12 protein-coding genes are annotated in these 16,388 nt (G+C 61.5%); 8 read left to right on the top strand and 4 right to left on the bottom strand.

The features are described 5' to 3' along the window. The first annotated feature begins 445 nt into the window (after positions 1-445). Positions 446-2,296: a sigma-54-dependent Fis family transcriptional regulator gene (locus IE038_RS16265; protein ID WP_163935541.1), complete on the top strand. Its 1,851-nt coding sequence runs from the start codon at positions 446-448 to the stop codon at positions 2,294-2,296. Positions 2,297-2,372: 76 nt separating this feature from the next. On the opposite strand, the gene IE038_RS16270 is transcribed toward IE038_RS16265, so the two are convergent. After that, a complete protein-coding gene (locus IE038_RS16270) occupies positions 2,373-3,308 on the bottom strand; it encodes a SphA family protein (protein ID WP_163935545.1) in 936 nt (311 codons plus the stop codon). Positions 3,309-3,526: 218 nt separating this feature from the next. Further along, on the bottom strand, positions 3,527-4,417 hold the full coding sequence (locus IE038_RS16275) for a helix-turn-helix domain-containing protein (protein ID WP_163935547.1): 891 nt from the start codon (positions 4,415-4,417) through the stop codon (positions 3,527-3,529). Between the two features lie 202 nt (positions 4,418-4,619). Here IE038_RS16275 and pobA point away from each other — a divergent pair, with 202 nt between their 5' ends. The 3 genes from pobA to IE038_RS16290 all read left to right on the top strand — a co-directional run bounded on the left by pobA (position 4,620) and on the right by IE038_RS16290 (position 7,127). Next, complete coding sequence (gene pobA / locus IE038_RS16280) at positions 4,620-5,807, top strand: 4-hydroxybenzoate 3-monooxygenase (protein WP_189395932.1); 1,188 nt, start codon at positions 4,620-4,622, stop codon at positions 5,805-5,807. 63 nt (positions 5,808-5,870) lie between these two features. Further along, positions 5,871-6,104 carry a twin-arginine translocase TatA/TatE family subunit gene (gene tatA, locus IE038_RS16285; protein ID WP_189395933.1) on the top strand — a complete coding sequence of 78 codons (234 nt, stop codon included), beginning with the start codon at positions 5,871-5,873 and terminating at the stop codon, positions 6,102-6,104. A gap of 258 nt (positions 6,105-6,362) precedes the next feature. Further along, positions 6,363-7,127 carry an enoyl-CoA hydratase gene (locus IE038_RS16290; RefSeq protein ID WP_189395934.1) on the top strand — a complete coding sequence of 255 codons (765 nt, stop codon included), beginning with the start codon at positions 6,363-6,365 and terminating at the stop codon, positions 7,125-7,127. A 65-nt stretch (positions 7,128-7,192) separates the two neighbouring features. On the opposite strand, the gene IE038_RS16295 is transcribed toward IE038_RS16290, so the two are convergent. Both IE038_RS16295 and IE038_RS16300 read right to left on the bottom strand, forming a co-directional pair. Then, positions 7,193-8,497, bottom strand: a complete 1,305-nt coding sequence (locus IE038_RS16295; RefSeq protein WP_189395960.1) for a spinster family MFS transporter — start codon at positions 8,495-8,497, stop codon at positions 7,193-7,195. 17 nt (positions 8,498-8,514) lie between these two features. Next, positions 8,515-9,498, bottom strand: a complete 984-nt coding sequence (locus IE038_RS16300) for a flavin reductase family protein (RefSeq protein ID WP_163938544.1) — start codon at positions 9,496-9,498, stop codon at positions 8,515-8,517. A 199-nt stretch (positions 9,499-9,697) separates the two neighbouring features. On the opposite strand from IE038_RS16300, the gene IE038_RS16305 reads away from it, so the two are divergent. The 4 genes from IE038_RS16305 to IE038_RS16320 all read left to right on the top strand — a co-directional run bounded on the left by IE038_RS16305 (position 9,698) and on the right by IE038_RS16320 (position 16,384). Beyond that, entirely contained in the window at positions 9,698-11,134 is a 1,437-nt protein-coding gene (locus IE038_RS16305; protein WP_189395935.1) for a coniferyl aldehyde dehydrogenase, read from the top strand. 19 nt (positions 11,135-11,153) lie between these two features. Beyond that, positions 11,154-12,845 carry a methyl-accepting chemotaxis protein gene (locus IE038_RS16310; protein ID WP_229775681.1) on the top strand — a complete coding sequence of 564 codons (1,692 nt, stop codon included), beginning with the start codon at positions 11,154-11,156 and terminating at the stop codon, positions 12,843-12,845. Between the two features lie 123 nt (positions 12,846-12,968). Then, positions 12,969-14,678, top strand: coding sequence for an FAD-binding protein (locus IE038_RS16315; RefSeq protein ID WP_189395936.1), 1,710 nt, complete (start codon positions 12,969-12,971; stop codon positions 14,676-14,678). Positions 14,679-14,686: 8 nt separating this feature from the next. Then, a complete protein-coding gene (locus IE038_RS16320; protein ID WP_189395937.1) occupies positions 14,687-16,384 on the top strand; it encodes an FAD-binding protein in 1,698 nt (565 codons plus the stop codon). The last annotated feature ends 4 nt before the right edge of the window (positions 16,385-16,388 follow it).

Raw genomic sequence — 16,388 nt, forward strand, 5'->3', positions numbered from 1 at the left:
ACGAAGGTCACCGAGAGCACTGTCCAGCGGGGCGCACTTGCAGAGTAGTCGCCACGGTAAGGTGCGCTGGGTGTCAAGTGCGAAGTGGGCAGTCGTCATGTCGGGGTCACCTGTATTTTTTTTATCAATGTGCACGTGACCTGTGACTAACAATTATCGTGCCACGCTGCTGTTTGTGATTGTTTTTCCTTTAAAAACAGTGACTTGCGAGTGTTTTTTGGCGCGACAGCATGTCGCGGGCAGGAGGTGTTAAAACGCCCAGTGCGGAAATTTATGCAGAGAAGTTGCAGGCTGTCGAAAGCTCAGCGGTGCGCTGAATGATGAAAAATGTGCGGTTATCGGACGAAAGTGGTGCTTGCAGCGTACCGTTGCCCGCCTGCCGATTGACCCGTCGGGGGGGCTGGGCATACTGAAAGACTACTTATCTGCCTTCTGTTGATTGCCTATGACTCGTACAACAATAACCAACAAGACCGGCCGTCCTGCGGATGAGGATTTTCTCAAGCAGTTACTCGGTCGACAGAAGCGCCTGATCGTTGATCGGGCCAGCCAGTTCGGTGCCAGCGGCTTGCCGTCCGCTGAGCAACTGGCTGAAACCGTGGCCTTCGCGCCACAGGATGGCAGCATCTGGTTGTGCGGCCAGCGCATGATGCTGCTGCAAGGCTCTGCGTTCGGGGCTATCCGCCGTGAACTGATTGATGCGCTAGGGTTCGACAAGGCGCGCGGCTTGCTCACGCGCATCGGCTGGCAGGCCGGTGCACGCGATGCTGCGCAGGTCAGCGAGCAATGGCCCGAGGGTGATCACGCCAGCCTCTATAGCGCCGGGCCGCGGCTGCATATGCTTGAGGGCATGGTCAATGTCGAGGTCGTGCGCTTCGAGATCGACTCCAGCGCCGGGCACTTCTACTCCGAATTCCTCTGGCACAACTCCCTGGAGGACGACGAACACATCGCGGTCTACGGGTTGGGAGGCGAACCCGCCTGCTGGATGGAGATCGGTTACGCCAGCGGCTATGCTTCGTCGCTGCTCGGACGCCTGGTGGTCTTTCGCGAGGAAGAGTGCCGCGCCATGGGCCACCAGGCCTGCCGTATCGTCGGCAAGCCAGCCGAGCAGTGGGAGGATATCGACGTCGATCTGGCGTATCTGGACGCGGGCGATTTCCTGAGCCGTAGCGCCTACAGCTCAGGTATCGAGACGACCCTCGCCGAGCTCGATGTACCACCAGAGGGTAAACAGTTGGTGGGTATTTCCGCTGCCTTTGTCGCGGCCAGTCAGCTGCTGCAACGTGTAGCGCCGACCCAGGCCACGGTACTGCTGACCGGCGAGTCGGGCGTGGGCAAGGAATTGTTTGCGCGTACCCTGCATCAGGCCAGTTCGCGGCATCACACGCAGTTGGTCGCCTTGAACTGCGCAACCCTGCCGGAGAACCTGGTAGAGGCCGAGTTGTTCGGTGTCGAGCGCGGTGCCTTCACCGGCGCGGATCGGTCACGGCCTGGGCGTTTCGAGCGTGCCCATGGCGGCACCCTGTTCCTTGATGAGATCGCCACGCTCAGCTTGAGTGCGCAAAGCAAAATTCTGCGTGCCCTGCAGGAGGGTGAGATCGAACGGGTAGGGGGGACAGCACCGATCGCGGTTGACGTAAGGGTCATCGCTGCCACCAACCTGGACCTGCGCCGTGAAGTCGAAGCCGGACGTTTTCGTGAGGACTTGTTCTATCGACTGAATGTCTTCCCGATTCACCTGCCACCGCTACGCGAACGTCGTGAAGATATTCCGCTGTTGATGAGTTACTTCCTGCGTATCTTCAGCCAGCGTCATGGCCGCCAATTGGCCGGTTTCAGCACGCGCTTGGTCAATGCCCTGCTGACCTATCGTTTCCCGGGCAATATCCGCGAGCTGCAGAACCTCATCGAGCGTGGCGTGATTGCCGCAGGCGAGGGTGAGGTGATGGACGTTGTGCACCTGACCGAAGCCGGGGCTCCGTTGATGGCGACGGCCATAGGGCTGACTGCCGAGGGGCGCTTGTCGGCGGCGCAAACCTCTGAAGAGGTGGCCCAGCCCGCCTCGGCGTCAGACGTCGAGGCGGTGTCGGATGGCGCGGCTGACGAGCCTGCGTTGGCGAGCCTGCAGGACTTTGTTTCGGGGCGTCAACGGGTCTTGAGCACCTCCCTGGAAGAAATCGAATTGCGCCTGGTGCGCCTGGCGCTGGAACGCTCTGGTGGCAATGTGACTGCGGCGGCACAGATGCTCGGTATGAGCCGTGCTCAGGTCAGTTACCGCCTCAAGGGAGGGTGAAGGTTCGTGATGCGCATAAAAGCGCCCCGCAACCACTAGGGTGCGGGGCGTTTTCATTACCGCTGGCGAGAGCAGCTCACAGTGCGGTAGTGAACTTCAGCCAGTAGGTCTGGCCTTCGGCGCGGTTGCGCACGCCCGATTCGTCCTGCCACTTGGCACTCAGCGACCAGCCATTCTTGCTGGTGTACTGCACGGCCGGGCCGATGGAGAAGGATCGCCCACGGTTGCCGTCGTTGGCATCAACCAACGCTGCCGCAGCGCAGTTCGAGGCGCTGCATTTGTCATCGCTGATCTGCTGGTAGGCGTGACCACCAACGCCGAGCACCCAACCATTACCCATGCCCCAGCCGAGGGTGTAGTCCGCATGCAGTTCGCGGCCCGACTGGTAATGGGTGTCCTTGTTCTCGAAGTTGTAGTCGTGCATCAAGCGCACGTCGGCATTGAAGCCATTGGGGTCCATGTAGGTCATGGCATACACCGCCTGCACGGTGTAGTAGTTGTTGCCCAGGTTGACCAGGTCGTTCTTGTCGTACTCGCCGCCGGTTGGCAGCACGAAGTCGACGCCCACGGCCGTGTGGAACTTGTCACTGTGGTGGAAGCCGATCACTGGGCCGAGGTGTGCGTCGCCGATGCCGCGCTTGTGGTCGTGCGGACCATTCTTGACGTTCAGGCGAATGTCGTTGAGTGGCAGCAGGGCATGAAAGCCCAGGTTGCCACCCAGGACCTTCTGCTCGGTAACCCAGACAAAACGCGGCACGATGGTGGTGACACGCAGGTCGATGTCAGCCGCTTTGTCGCCGGCGTTGTCGCGCAGGGTGTCAGCCAGGTAATTGCCAACGAAGACCTGACCGTACGTGCCAGGTGGCGGCAGGATACCCATGCCGTAGTTTTCGATGCCCATTGGCCAGGACGAGATACCGCCTTCAGTGGCCTGAACCTGTGAAGCCGTGCCGGTCAGCAGAAGGGCGGCAGTGAGCGCAAGGGGTGTGGCGAGGGTGAATTTCTGATGCATGAGAGGGTCAGCCTTATTGTTATGAGTACTGCGCAGCTTTTTTTATATCTGCGCAAGCGTGACGCCTCTCAACTACCGTGCCAGGTTTCTGTAAAAATCTTTTATCTTTAAAAACAATGACTTATGTATTTTTGTGTTGCTGGTTGGTCGCTGTCTTCCCGTGCAAGTGATGGTATTTGTTAAGAAAATTCAGCGGATTGCGAAAAACTCGAGCCTTTTCAGGCTCCGCTTTCACGGTGTCCGGCTGCCTGGCGGAATGCATTTGGGGTCTGGCCACTGAGCCGGCGGAAGAACCGTGAGAAGTAGGTCGGGTCAGTGAAACCCAGGCTGTCGGACAGCTGACTGATGCTCATGGTGGTGTAGATCAGGCTGCGTTTGGCTTCCAGTAGCAGGCGCTGGTGAATGATCTGCAGCGCTGTTTGCCCGGCCAGCTCACGGCACAGGGTATTGAGGTGTACGCTGGAAAGACCGACGCGGTGGGCGAAGTGCTCCACTGAGAGATGTTCCCGGTAATGCTGTTCCACCAGCTTGATAAAGCGGCTGAGCAATTGCTGGTTGCGTTCACCACGGCTACTCGGTTGCCTGTTCTGCAGACCTTGGCGGCTGATCCAGACCATCAGCACATTGACCAGTGAGTGCAGCAGCAGGTCGCGTGCCGGAGCGCTGCCCTCATACTCCTGATGCAGGGCAGTGAACAGGGTGTTGAGGGTACGGCGATCACGCCCGACCGGGTAGCAGCCGGACGATGCCAGAACGGTCAGCGGCGCGCCTAATTGTGCCTCCAACTGCGCAACCAATGGCGCACCGAGGGTGAGTACGTAGCCCTCGATGTTTTCTGAAAACTGAAAGCCATGCACGGTCAGCGGCGGAGTGACCTGAATCGACGCTTCCTGCACGTTTGTACGCCGCCCCTCGACCTCGACCACCGCTTGGCCACGCTGTACGTAAAGCAACTGGAACAGGTCGGCGTGACGGTGTGGTTTGATCTCCCAGTGGTGCAGGCTGCTGCGTTTGGGGATCGACTCACAATGCAGCAGGTCTGGGGTTGGCCACGCCTGGTTTTCACCGTACAGCTTGAAGACAGGGATGCTGGGGAGGCTGGTTTTCATCGTGCGAAGCGACCTGGCAGGGGTGGATAGAGCGGCGGATCGGTTTGTTCGATAATCGAACCGTATTTATAAAAGTGCAATTTACAGGGGGAATATCACCTTTTTTTCCATTTTTTGTAAGTAAAAATGCAGGGGCCAAATAAAACAATAACCTCCAGCCGCTGCCTGCAATTGGCTGGAGTACCCATGAGAGATCACAGTAATGAAAACTCAGGTTGCGATTATCGGTGCCGGCCCCTCCGGACTTCTGCTGGGTCAACTGCTGCACAAAGCAGGCATTGACAACATCATTCTTGAACGTCAGACGCCGGACTATGTGCTTGGCCGCATCCGTGCTGGTGTTCTGGAGCAAGGCACAGTGGACATGCTCCGCGAGGCCGGTGTTTCCGAGCGTATGGACGCTGAGGGCCTGGTCCATGACGGCGTCGAGTTGCTGGTTGCCGGCAAGCGCATGCGTGTTGACCTCAAGGCACTGACGGGTGGCAAGACCGTGATGGTCTATGGCCAGACGGAAGTCACCCGGGACCTGATGGATGCCCGCACTGCCAGCGGTGCGCCGATCATCTACTCCGCCGAAAACGTGCAGCCTCACGACATGAAGGGTGAGAAGCCCTATGTCACCTTTGAAAAAGGCGGCGAAACCTACCGTATCGACTGCGATTACATCGCCGGTTGCGATGGTTTCCATGGTGTAGCCCGCAAGAGCATCCCGGACGAGATCCTCACCCATTACGAGCGCGTATACCCGTTCGGCTGGCTGGGCCTGCTGTCCGATACCCCACCGGTCAACCATGAACTGATCTATGCCCACCACGACCGGGGTTTTGTCCTGTGCAGCCAGCGCTCGCTGACCCGCAGCCGTTACTACCTGCAAGTACCGCTCACCGACAAGGTCGAAGACTGGTCCGATGAGCGTTTCTGGGATGAGCTCAAGGCCCGTTTGCCGCAGGATGTAGCCGACAAGCTGGTGACCGGTCCATCGTTGGAAAAGAGCATTGCCCCGCTGCGCAGCTACGTGGTCGAGCCGATGCAGTACGGCAAGTTGTTCCTGGTGGGCGACGCTGCCCACATCGTGCCTCCGACCGGTGCGAAAGGCCTGAACCTCGCCGCCTCCGACGTGTGCTACCTGTACCGCATCCTGGTCAAGGTCTACAAGGAAGGCCGCACTGATCTGCTGGAAAAATATTCCGAGCTGGCACTGCGTCGTATCTGGAAAGGCGAGCGTTTCAGCTGGTTCATGACCAACCTGTTGCATGACTTCGGCGACCACAAGGACGCTTGGGACCAGAAGATGCAGCAAGCCGACCGTGAGTACTTCTTCAACTCCCATGCCGGCCTGGTCAATATCGCCGAGAACTACGTCGGCCTGCCTTACGAAGACGTCGAGTAATCAGCGTGTTGGGCGCCCGCATCCAAAGTGCGGGCGTTGCACTGTGTAAACGGAGACTGAATCATGGGCGTGTTTGACTGGAAACACTGGCTGGTCGTGTTGGTTGTAGCGGTGCTGCTGTTCGGCAGTAAACGCTTGAAGCACCTGGGCGCCGACCTGGGTGAGTCGATCAAGGGCTTTCGCCGTTCGGTGAACAGCGAGGACGAGACGCCGCCTGTAGTGGCGTCGGCGCGGGTTGAGGGCGATACCCGTGAGGCTCAGCACGCCGCACACGCTGAGACCACCGCCAACCGCTGAACTACCCGGCCATAGGCGCGGTGTACTCGCTGACACCGCGCCGCCGCTATCGCAGGCAAGCCTGCATCCCACAGAACAGCAGGGTTCTGCGCGGATCCCAGTGGGAGCAGGCTTGCCTGCGATGCAAGCGCTGCGCATTCACTGACAGCCGCGATCACGCCGGCAGGCGACGTCTTTGTCCTATTGGTTTTCAACACCCGGGAAAGCTGGCAAGGCATACTCGGGTGCCATGTGGCTTACTTAACCAATGAGGCAAGGATGAGCGATATATTCACTACTCAGGAGGCCGGCGTCCTCACGATTGCGTTTAACCGTGAAGCAAAGAAAAACGCCATCACCGCGACCATGTACGACGCGCTCAGCGAGGTGCTGGTCGGTGCAGCGGCTGACCGTGAGGTTCGCGTGGTGCTGATTCGTGGCAGCGAGCAGGTATTCTCTGCCGGCAATGATCTTGGAGACTTCATCGGGCATCCGCCGGCGACCGAGGATGCTCCGGTCTGGCGTTTCTTGCGCACCTTGAGCGCATTTCCCAAGCCGATTGTCGCGGCCGTCTGCGGTGTGGCTGTCGGTGTCGGCACGACACTGTTGCTGCACTGCGATCTGGTCTACGCGGGTTCCAACGCCCGTTTCAGTGTGCCCTTCGTCAGCCTCGGCCTCTGCCCGGAAGCGGCGTCCAGCCTGCTCTTGCCCAAGCTGTTTGGTCATCAGGGCGCCGCCGAGGCGCTGCTGACCGGCGAGCCGTTCGATGCCGAATTTGCGCTGCAGTCGAAGCTGGTCAATCGTGTTCTGCCACCGGAAGCCGTCCTCGACTTCGCATTGTCCCAGGCACGCAAGATTGCCCAACAGCCTTCGAGTGCGGTCATGGAGACCAAGCGCCTGCTGAAACTGGCAGATGCCAGCGACGTGTTGGCACGCATCAATGAAGAAGCGAAGCGCTTTGCTCAAATGCTTGATGAAGAGGCTGCACGTGAGGCCATCGCGGCCTTCACCGAGAAACGTAAACCGGACTTCAGCCGGTTCTGATCGAGGGATGGGCAGCCCAGCATGAACGGGCTGCCCATTTAAGCAAGTACGCTGTGGCTCAAGGCCTACAGCGCATGGCTATAGGCCGTTCTGGAGGCGTGGGTCGAGGTCCGGATCAGCAGCAGCACTGAGCCGATGACCGGCAGGCTTACCATCAGTAGTGCGTAACGCAGGGACTGCTGGCCAAACAGGGGTTGCAGCAGATCGCTGAACAGACCGGTCACCAGTGGGCCGATGCCGACCCCGAGCAGTGTGCTGACGATGGTTTGCAGGGCCATGGCCGTACCGCGTCGGTTGGACGGTACCAACTGTGTGACGAGGTTGTAGGACGGTGCTACCCACCAAACGGCGAAGAAGCTGTAGAGCGCACACCACACCATTGCCGTTGGAATCGGCACGCTGCCCAGCGTCATCAGCAGGGTGTCGGGCCAGAGCAGGTAGGTGCTCAGGGTGGTGATAGCAGTCAAATGGCCCAGCACCGGAATCGAGAGTTGCCAGTGCGGGTTGCGTCGACTCAGGCGGTCGCTCAACCAGCCGCTGAACAGGCCGCCGACCCCGGCGGCGGTGCCACAGATGACCCCGGCCAACAGGCCGGCATGTTGCAGTGAGAGGCCGTGGGAACGCACCAGGAAACTGGTGTTCCACATGCCGATGGCGTAGGAACTGAGCGTGGTCAGGCCGCCCGCCAGAATCAGGCAGCGATAGGCCGGTAGCGCCCATAGCTTGCGCGCTTCAGCGCCCATGCTGAGCAGTGGTGCGTGGGCCGGGGCAGGGCTCAGGTCCCAGCGTCCCCGCACCGGGTCGCGCACCACAATGGCCATGACTGCGGCAAACAACAGGGCTGGCAGGCCAAGGGCAATGAATGCGGTACGCCAGCCATACACTTCGACCACCCAGGCACCGATACTCAAGCCGATGATCGAGGAAAACGTAGGGGCTGCGGTGAAGCAACTGATGGCGAGTGAACGTCGATGAGGTGGATACAGGTCGGCGATCAAGGACAGGGATGCCGAGGTCGTCGGTGACTCGCTCACCGCGACCAGCATCCGGGCAATGGCCAGCACCAGAAAGCTGCCGGCCAGTCCGCAGGCCATTGTCGCTAGCGCCCAGAGCAGGCACGACAGCGCGAGCAGGCGAGTGCGCGGCAGACGATCCACCAGGCGTCCGGCCGGTAAGCCCATGAGCGCATACACCGCCGCGAAGGCCAGCCCGGAGATCAGGCCCATGGCGGTGTCGCCGACCCCGAACTCCGCCTTGATCGGCTCAATCATCACTGCCAGGATCTGGCGCCCGACAAAGTTGTCGGCGAATACCAGTGCCAGCAGCAACAACAAGCCGTGGCTTCGCCAGCCGACCGAGTTGGTCGGCATGACGTGTGCGTCGGCCGTCATCGTGGCGCCCAGAGGTCGGGCAAGCCGGGGTCGCTCACTACAATCAGGCGTTTGAGCAAGACCTTGAGCGCTTGCGCGTCGGCGCTGCCGAGCTTGGCCGACAGCTCTTCCTCCACCACCTTGGCCAATGCCAGCTGTTGCAGCGACAGCTCACGGCCGTTTGCCGTGAGTACGAAACGCAACTGATCGGCATCACCCTCGATTGCTACCAGATGCTGGCGCTCGAGAAAACGCATACCGGCCAGTGTGACTTCATGGCCGGTGTAGCTGACAAAGGTGTTGATTTCCTCAAGGCTCAGGTTGTCGCGGATACACAGCACCGACAGTATGAAAAAGGCCTGTTCGTCCAACTGCTGGTTGCTCACCATGCGCCGCAGGGTATTGAGCACCTGGTAGTGCCCGCGCCCGAGCAGGTAGCCGAGCAGGTCTTCGGTGTAGCTGCATTCCGGTGGTGGCGGGGTGGTTGCCAGGCGCAACTCACTGCGCGGCTTGCGGGTGGCCAGCGCATACTGGCCACTCTGGAATGCCAGCGGCGCCCGGTCGCTGTGATCGAAGGCCAGCACTTCCCCGACAAAAATCACATGGTCGCCGCCTTCATACTGGAAGGCGGTACGGCATTGAAAGCGTGCGGTGCAGTCCTGCAGCAGGGGCGCCTCGCTGACGCCATTGTCGAGTTGGACTTCGGCGAACTTGTCCTCGCCCTGTGTGGCGAAGCGCCCCGAGAGTTTTTCCTGCTCGGTGGACAGGACATGCACATTCCAGTGCTTGCCGTTGCTGAAGACCGGCAGGCTGCGGGCGTTCTTCGACAGGCTCCAGAGCACCAGCGGCGGGTTGAGCGATACCGAGTTGAAGCTGTTGGCAGTGATCCCCACAGGTGAGCCGTCCTCGGCCTGGGTCGTGATGATCGTGACCCCGGTAGTGAAGGTACCGAGCGCGGCGCGGAAGGCCTGGGGATCGAAGCTGGCATTTTGCATAGCCATGATAGACCTCATGGAGTGGAGTTTTCGTGTGGCCAGTATTGGTCGCCGCAGGGCGCTGTACATCGTCTCAACGGACTAACGCTTTTGTTCGACTCTCGTCCGATCGGACGAGGCGCCGGGCGCCAGCCCGCGACTAGTGTGGCCCCATGCGCATCAGGCGCTTCCGGGCCTTGGGGCCAGTACCAGCGAGGGGACACGAATGAGTTCAGCGACGTCATCCGTACAAACGCTTTCGAGCCTGTTATCCCGGCAGAGAGAGGCCTTCAACAGTGCCGGTGCGGTCAGTGCCGCTGAGCGCCGAGGGCGTATCCAGCGGGTGATCGATTTGCTGGTGCGCCATCACGGCGTGTTGACCGAAGCGATGGATCTGGATTTCGGTGGCAGGCCTGCCGGCTTTTCCCTGATGAACGATGTACTGGGCTCCCTGGCATCGCTCAAGCATGCCCGGGACAACCTGCATGCCTGGATGCAGGACGAGCCGCGCCAACCCTTTGCGCCCTACGATCAACTGGGTGCCAAGGCCTGGATCATGTATCAGCCCAAGGGGACAGTCGGCATCCTTGGTACCTGGAACGCCCCGCTGTTTACCTTGTTCAGCCCGCTGGCTTCGGCGCTGGCGGCCGGCAACCGGGCAATTCTCAAACCGTCGGAAGTCGTGCCGCGTACCGCGCAGTTGGTAGCGCAGTTGTGTGCCGAGCACCTTGACCCCCTGGAGGTCGCAGTGGTCACGGGGGGCGCTGAGCTGGCGGAAGGCTTCACCGCCCAGCCGTTTGACCACATGGTGTTCACCGGCAGTACCGCGATTGGCCGCTCGGTCATGCGCAATGCCGCGCAGAATCTGGTGCCGGTGACGTTGGAGTTGGGCGGCAAGTCGCCAGTGATCATCGGGCGCAGTGCCGACCTGAACAAGGCGGCCTTCAGCATTGCAGCCGCCAAAGCCTGCAATGGCGGACAGATCTGCATCAACCCCGATCTGGTGTACGTACCGACAGCGCAGCTTGAAACCTTCCTCGACGCCCTGCGCAGTGCTTACTGCGAGCTCAATCCGTCGGTTGCCGGCAACCCGGATGTCGTCGCGGTGGTCAACCAGCGGCACCTGGCGCGTGTCGAAGGCTATGTGCAGGAAGCCCAGGCCCTGGGGGCCCGAATCGAAAGCCTGCCCGAAGTGCTGACGGCCGATAGCGAGGACCGTCGCCGGCCCCTGCGAGTGGTGGTCAATCCGCCGCGTGACAGCCAGATCATGCGTGAAGAAATCTTCGGCCCGGCCATGGTAGTGCTCACGTATGAGGACCTCGACGTGGTGATCGCCGATATCAACGCCCGGCCACGTCCGCTGGCGTTGTACTACTTTGGCGAGGATCAACAGGAACAGCAGCGGGTACTGGAGCACACCCTGTCGGGCGGAGTCACCGTCAACGACGTCATGATGCACGCGGCGATGCACGACGCGCCGTTCGGTGGTGTGGGCGCCTCGGGCATGGGGCATTACCACGGCCGCGAAGGCTTCCTTGAGTTCAGTCACGTGCGCACGGTGTTCAAGGCGCCTGCACATGACCCGCGCCGTGAGTGGGGCGTGCTGCCGCCCTATGGCGAGCACTACCTTGCGGCCATGACAGCCATGGTCACTGCCGACTGATTGTGCATGGGGCGCTTGCATGAGCGTCTCGTCGCCTGTACGAGGTTTACCGTTGCTTATGTTCAACGCGATCACTATTGCCCAGCGCCTGTGGTTCTGGGCGTTGTTGGCCACACTGTTGTTTATCGTCGCAGTCGGTTTTGGTGGCTATGGCCTGCAACAGGCCCGCGACAGTCTTCGGGCTATCAATGAAGACAATCTGGCGACCCTGCTCACCTTTGGTGAAGTCCAGCACCGTCTCGACGAAGGTCGGCGGCTGGCGTTGCTTGCTATTCAGCATGACCCGGAAGGCCCACTGGTAGCAGCGTTCGATCGCTCAATCGATGTGACGCTTGCAGCCATCGAAGCCAACAATCAGGCGCTCGCACAGGTGTGGGCCGATTACCGTCAGCGCCCCCTCTCCAACGACGAGCAGCAGGCGGCCGTGGCCTTTGATAGCCATTACCAGGCCTGGTTGGGTGAGCTGGAGCTGCTCCTGGAATCCTTGCGTGCGGGTGACTATCGACTGTCTGGCATCATTTCATTCCTGCGCATGGCCGAACCCGCGGGCGATGCGGCGGGTATTGAACTGGGCAAGCTGCAGGCGCTGCAGAAGGAAGCGGCGGCGCAGGCCTACGAAGTGGCCCAGCAACGCTACCGCTCGACCCTGCTGGCCTACCTGGCGTTGGCCGTGGTGGGGGTTCTGGCCGGCAGTGTTACCGCGTTCTCGACCTTGAGGCGCCTGAAACGGGCTTTTGCCCAGGCGGGTGCCAGTGTGCGAGCGATTGCCAGGGGTGACCTGTCGCAGCCTATCGAGGTCAATGGGCGCGATGAGTTTGCCCGGATGCTGAGCGATATCGCGACCATGCGCGACAGCCTGCACGGGTTGATCTCGCAGATGCGCTCGTTGGTGCAGCGTGTCAGTCACGAAGCGGCACACATGGCGGAATCGGCAGAGCTGGCCTCATTGGCTGCGCAGCAGCAGGCTGACGCCGTGCGCGGTATTTCCGGTGCGGTCGAGCAACTGTCAGGTTCGATCAGCGAGGTCGACACCCACGTTGGGGTTTCGCGCAACATCACGCAGCATTCAGCGGGGCGCTCGGGCAAAAGCGAAGGCTTTATTCGCGATATGGCCCATGAAATGAACCGCATCAGCGAGGTGATCAGCGAAACCGCCGTGCATATCCGCGAGCTGGAGGTGTTTTCCGGCGAAATCAGTACGGTGCTGAATGTCATCCGCAGCATTGCCGAGCAGACCAACCTGCTGGCACTGAACGCCGCCATCGAGGCCGCGAGGGCTGGAGAGCAGGGCCGCGGCTTTGCCGTAGTGGCCGATGAGGTCAGGCTGTTGGCGCAACGTACGGCCCGTTCGATTGGTGAAATCGACCTCACGGTGCAGCGCATCCAGGAAGGGACCCAGGCGGTGGTCGGCGGCATGGACCGGGTCGTCAGCCGTGTGCGCGATGGTGTGGGCCTGGCACAGGAGGCCGGCGACTCGGTGGCGCAGATTCGCAGTGGCACCGAGGACGTGATTCGAAGCGTCGACACAATTGCCGTGGTGATCACCGAACAGGTACGGGTTACCCAGGAAATGGTTGCCCGCGTCGAGAGCGTCTCGGCCGGCACGGGCGCGCTCTCGGCCAATGCGGGCCGCAGTGCCGCGACAGCCTCTGACCTGGAGCAGTTGGCGCGGGCATTGGATCAGTTGTCCGCCCGGTTCAATGTCGTCTGACGGGTCTAGTCCGCTTTGACGATGAGAGCGCCCCGGTCAGCCCCGATCATGGGGCGCACACCGCCAGCGTCCCCGTATCGTCGTCGGCGGTCTTTCCTGACCTCAGCTAATGGCATAACAACAATGACGGCTCAAGTTCAGTCTCAAACCCACTACGACGTGATCGTCGTCGGTTCGGGTGCAGGTGCGATGACGTCGGCAGTCTTCCTCGCCGACCAGGGTTTCAGCGTGCTGATCGTGGAAAAAAGCGACAAGTACGGTGGTACTTCGGCGATTTCCGGCGGTGGGATCTGGATCCCGAACAATCACTATTTTGCTCGCCAGGGCGGCAACGACAGCTTCGAGCTGGCGATGCGCTACCTCAAGGCCGCCGCTGGCGAGCACGTCGATGACGCGCGCCTGCAGGCCTACCTGGACAATGCGCCAAAGATGATTGAGGCGCTGACCCGTACCAGTCGGGTGCGTTATGCAGTGGCTGCCAAGTACCCGGACTACTACCCGCATTTGCCCGGTTCGCTGCCTGGAGGGCGTACCCTCGACCCCGAGTTGTTCGACACCAGTGTGCTTGGCGAGGAGCTGGATAACCTGCGCAAACCGTCACCCTCGACCTTGCTGATGGGGCGCATTGCCTGGACTGCACGGCATGCACACAAGGCCATGGCCCGCAGCTTCGGCTGGCGCTGGCTGATCATGGGGCTGATGCTGCGCTACAAGCTGGACTTCAAATGGCGGCGCAAAAGTAAATTCGATCGCCGAGCGGCCCTCGGCAGTTCGTTGGTGGCATCGCTGCGTCGCTCGCTGATGGACCGTAACGTGCCGTTGTGGCTGAACACCGATTTTCGTGGGTTGCTCACGGAGCAGGGGCGGGTCACCGGGGTCACGGTGCAACGTGACGGTCAGGAAAAGCAGCTGCATGCCCGTTACGGGGTGATTCTCGGCTCTGGTGGCTTCGAGCAGAACCAGGCATTGCGCGAGCACTACCTGCCCAAGCCAACCCGCATGGCCTGGAGTGCAACGCCACCGGGCAACAACACGGGGGCTGCACTAGAGGCCGGATTGGCCCAGGGCGCAGCAACCGCGTTGATGGACTGGGCCTGGTGGGCGCCGACCATCGCCGTGCCGGGTGAGGAAAAACCACGGGGCATCTTTGCCGAGCGGGCATTCCCCGGGGCAATCGTGGTCAACGGCCAGGGGCAACGCTTCGTCAACGAAGCGGCTCCGTACCTCGAGTTCGTCGATGCCATGCACCGCGATAACCAGCGTACAGGCGGAAAGTCGGTGCCGGCCTGGGTGATTTTTGACGGGCATTTCCGCTTCCACTACGCCATGGGGCCGTTGATGCCGGCCCAGGTCATGCCTGACAGTCGTCTGCGCAAAGAGTGGTTGAACACCTTGTACTGGAAGGCCGACACCCTGGCGCAACTGGCCGAACAGATCGGCGTCGATGCGGTGGGCCTTGAACACACCGTGGACAAGGTCAACGAGTATGCGCGCACCGGCAAGGACGTGGATTTCGACCGTGGCGGCAACGTGTTCGACCGCTACTACGGCGATTGCAATATCAAACCCAACCCGTGCCTGGCGCCCTTGCGCAAAGGGCCGTACTACGCCATGCGCCTGGATGCCGGCGACATCGGTACCAAGGGCGGCTTGCTGACCAACGAGCATGCGCAAGTGGTGCGCGATAACGGTACGCCCATCGACGGCTTGTACGCGATCGGCAACTGCTCCGCTTCCGTGATGGGTACCAGTTATCCGGGGGCGGGCGGCACCCTCGGGCCGGCGATGACGTTCGCCTATGTCGCTGCCAACCACCTCGCCAGCCAGCGTTAGGAGCCGTCATGGACATGTCTGACAACAGCACCTGTACGGCGATTCAAGCGCCATTGCGCGTCGCCGACAGCAGTACCGTGAAGTGGGATGAGCAGTGTGATGTGCTGATCATCGGTTGGGGAGCAGCCGGTGCCTGTGCGGCGCTGGAGGCCCGTGCCAATGGCGCCGATGTGCTGATCGCCGACCGTTTTACCGGCGGCGGAGCCAGTGCCAAGAGCGGTGGTGTCGTGTATGCCGGCGGGGGTACGCGGTATCAGCAGGCGGCAGGCTTCACTGATACCCCCGAGGCGATGTTCGACTACCTCAAGCATGAAACCCAGGGTGTGGTCAGTGACGAGACCTTGCGACGCTTCTGTGCGGACAGTGTGGCCAACCTTGACTGGTTGGAGAGTCACGGTGCTCCTTACGGCCATCAAATGCCTCCGGGTGGCAAGACCTCTTATCCACCTGATGGTTACTTCCTCTACTACTCCGGCAACGAGCTGGTGCCGCAGCACGGCGGTCCGTTGCCACCGGCGCCGCGGGGGCATCGCACCGTTGGCAAGGGGCAGTGCGGTGCGGTGCTGTATGCGCACCTCCAGGCGGCCTGCCTGCGTGCCGGCGTGCGGCCACTGCTGCAATCAGCCGCCAAGCGCCTGGTGCTCGACCAGGAGGGCCGGGTGATCGGTGCCGAGCTGTGGTGCCTGCCGCCGGGCAGCCAGCAAGCGAAGCTGCACGCCCGATGGGCCGCCCGTGCCGAGCGTTTGCAGAACTTTTCCCCGGCCTACTGTGACGCCTTACGCCAGCGGCTCAGTCGGTTGGAGCGCGAGTTCGCCCAGCCACGTCTGGTCAGGGCCCGGAATGGGGTGATCCTCAGCACGGGCGGATTCATCTTCAACCGTGAGTTGATCAAGCAGCACGCGCCGAAATTTCGCCGCAACTTCAAGGTGGGTGCCACGGGATGCGACGGCAGTGGCCTGCGCCTGGGCTTGAGTGTCGGCGGTGAAGGGGCTGCGCTGAATCGGGTCTCGGCCTGGCGATTCATCAATCCGCCCTACAGTTGGCACAAGGGCATTGTGGTCAATAGCCAAGGCCAGCGTTTCTGCAACGAAGAAGTCTATGGCGCGACATTGGGTCAGCCATTGATGGAGGAGCAGGGCGGCAAGGCCTGGCTGGTGCTCGATGCGCCGCTGCGCAAAAAGGCCATCCGTGAGGCGCTGTTCGGCGGTTACTGGTGGTTTCAGAGTGTTCCCGCCTTGGCGTTGATGTTGCTCAAGGTGCGCAAGGGCAAGCGTCTGGAACAACTGGCCACGGCCACCGGTATGCAGGCCAGTACCTTGCGCCAGTCGCTGCAGGCCAACAACGCCGCAGCGCGTGGTGCGGCCCCTGATCCGTTCGGCAAATCGCCGGGCGGTCGCCAGGTGCTTGAGCAGGGCCCGTTTTACGCCTGCGACATCTCGGTGACCAACCCGGTCTTCCCGTTAGGGGCATTGACCCTGGGCGGTTTGCGGGTGGATGAAGGCAGTGGGGCGGCATTGGACGCCCAGGGGCAGCCAATCGCTGGCCTGTACGCTGCGGGGCGCACGGCCCTCGGTATTCCTTCACACCTGTATATCAGCGGCTTATCCCTGGCCGATTGCGTGTTCTCCGGGCGTCGTGCCGGGGCCGCAGCGGCCGTCAACCGTGCACAACCGATGCAACAGAACCGCGCACACGAGATGACATGATGAC

It is taken from the genome of Pseudomonas laurentiana (assembly GCF_014648275.1).
In the GTDB taxonomy this organism is placed as follows: domain Bacteria; phylum Pseudomonadota; class Gammaproteobacteria; order Pseudomonadales; family Pseudomonadaceae; genus Aquipseudomonas; species Aquipseudomonas laurentiana.

What these genes read in the sequence shown, in the direction of transcription:
- pobA (WP_189395932.1), top strand. Translation starts at nt 4,620, where the DNA reads ATGAAAACTCAGGTTGCGATTATCGGTGCCGGCCCCTCCGGACTTCTG.
- IE038_RS16300 (WP_163938544.1), bottom strand. Translation starts at nt 9,498, where the DNA reads ATGGCTATGCAAAATGCCAGCTTCGATCCCCAGGCCTTCCGCGCCGCG.
- IE038_RS16275 (WP_163935547.1), bottom strand. Translation starts at nt 4,417, where the DNA reads ATGAAAACCAGCCTCCCCAGCATCCCTGTCTTCAAGCTGTACGGTGAA.
- IE038_RS16290 (WP_189395934.1), top strand. Translation starts at nt 6,363, where the DNA reads ATGAGCGATATATTCACTACTCAGGAGGCCGGCGTCCTCACGATTGCG.
- IE038_RS16265 (WP_163935541.1), top strand. Translation starts at nt 446, where the DNA reads ATGACTCGTACAACAATAACCAACAAGACCGGCCGTCCTGCGGATGAG.
- IE038_RS16295 (WP_189395960.1), bottom strand. Translation starts at nt 8,497, where the DNA reads ATGCCGACCAACTCGGTCGGCTGGCGAAGCCACGGCTTGTTGTTGCTG.
- tatA (WP_189395933.1), top strand. Translation starts at nt 5,871, where the DNA reads ATGGGCGTGTTTGACTGGAAACACTGGCTGGTCGTGTTGGTTGTAGCG.
- IE038_RS16270 (WP_163935545.1), bottom strand. Translation starts at nt 3,308, where the DNA reads ATGCATCAGAAATTCACCCTCGCCACACCCCTTGCGCTCACTGCCGCC.
- IE038_RS16310 (WP_229775681.1), top strand. Translation starts at nt 11,154, where the DNA reads ATGAGCGTCTCGTCGCCTGTACGAGGTTTACCGTTGCTTATGTTCAAC.
- IE038_RS16315 (WP_189395936.1), top strand. Translation starts at nt 12,969, where the DNA reads ATGACGGCTCAAGTTCAGTCTCAAACCCACTACGACGTGATCGTCGTC.
- IE038_RS16320 (WP_189395937.1), top strand. Translation starts at nt 14,687, where the DNA reads ATGGACATGTCTGACAACAGCACCTGTACGGCGATTCAAGCGCCATTG.
- IE038_RS16305 (WP_189395935.1), top strand. Translation starts at nt 9,698, where the DNA reads ATGAGTTCAGCGACGTCATCCGTACAAACGCTTTCGAGCCTGTTATCC.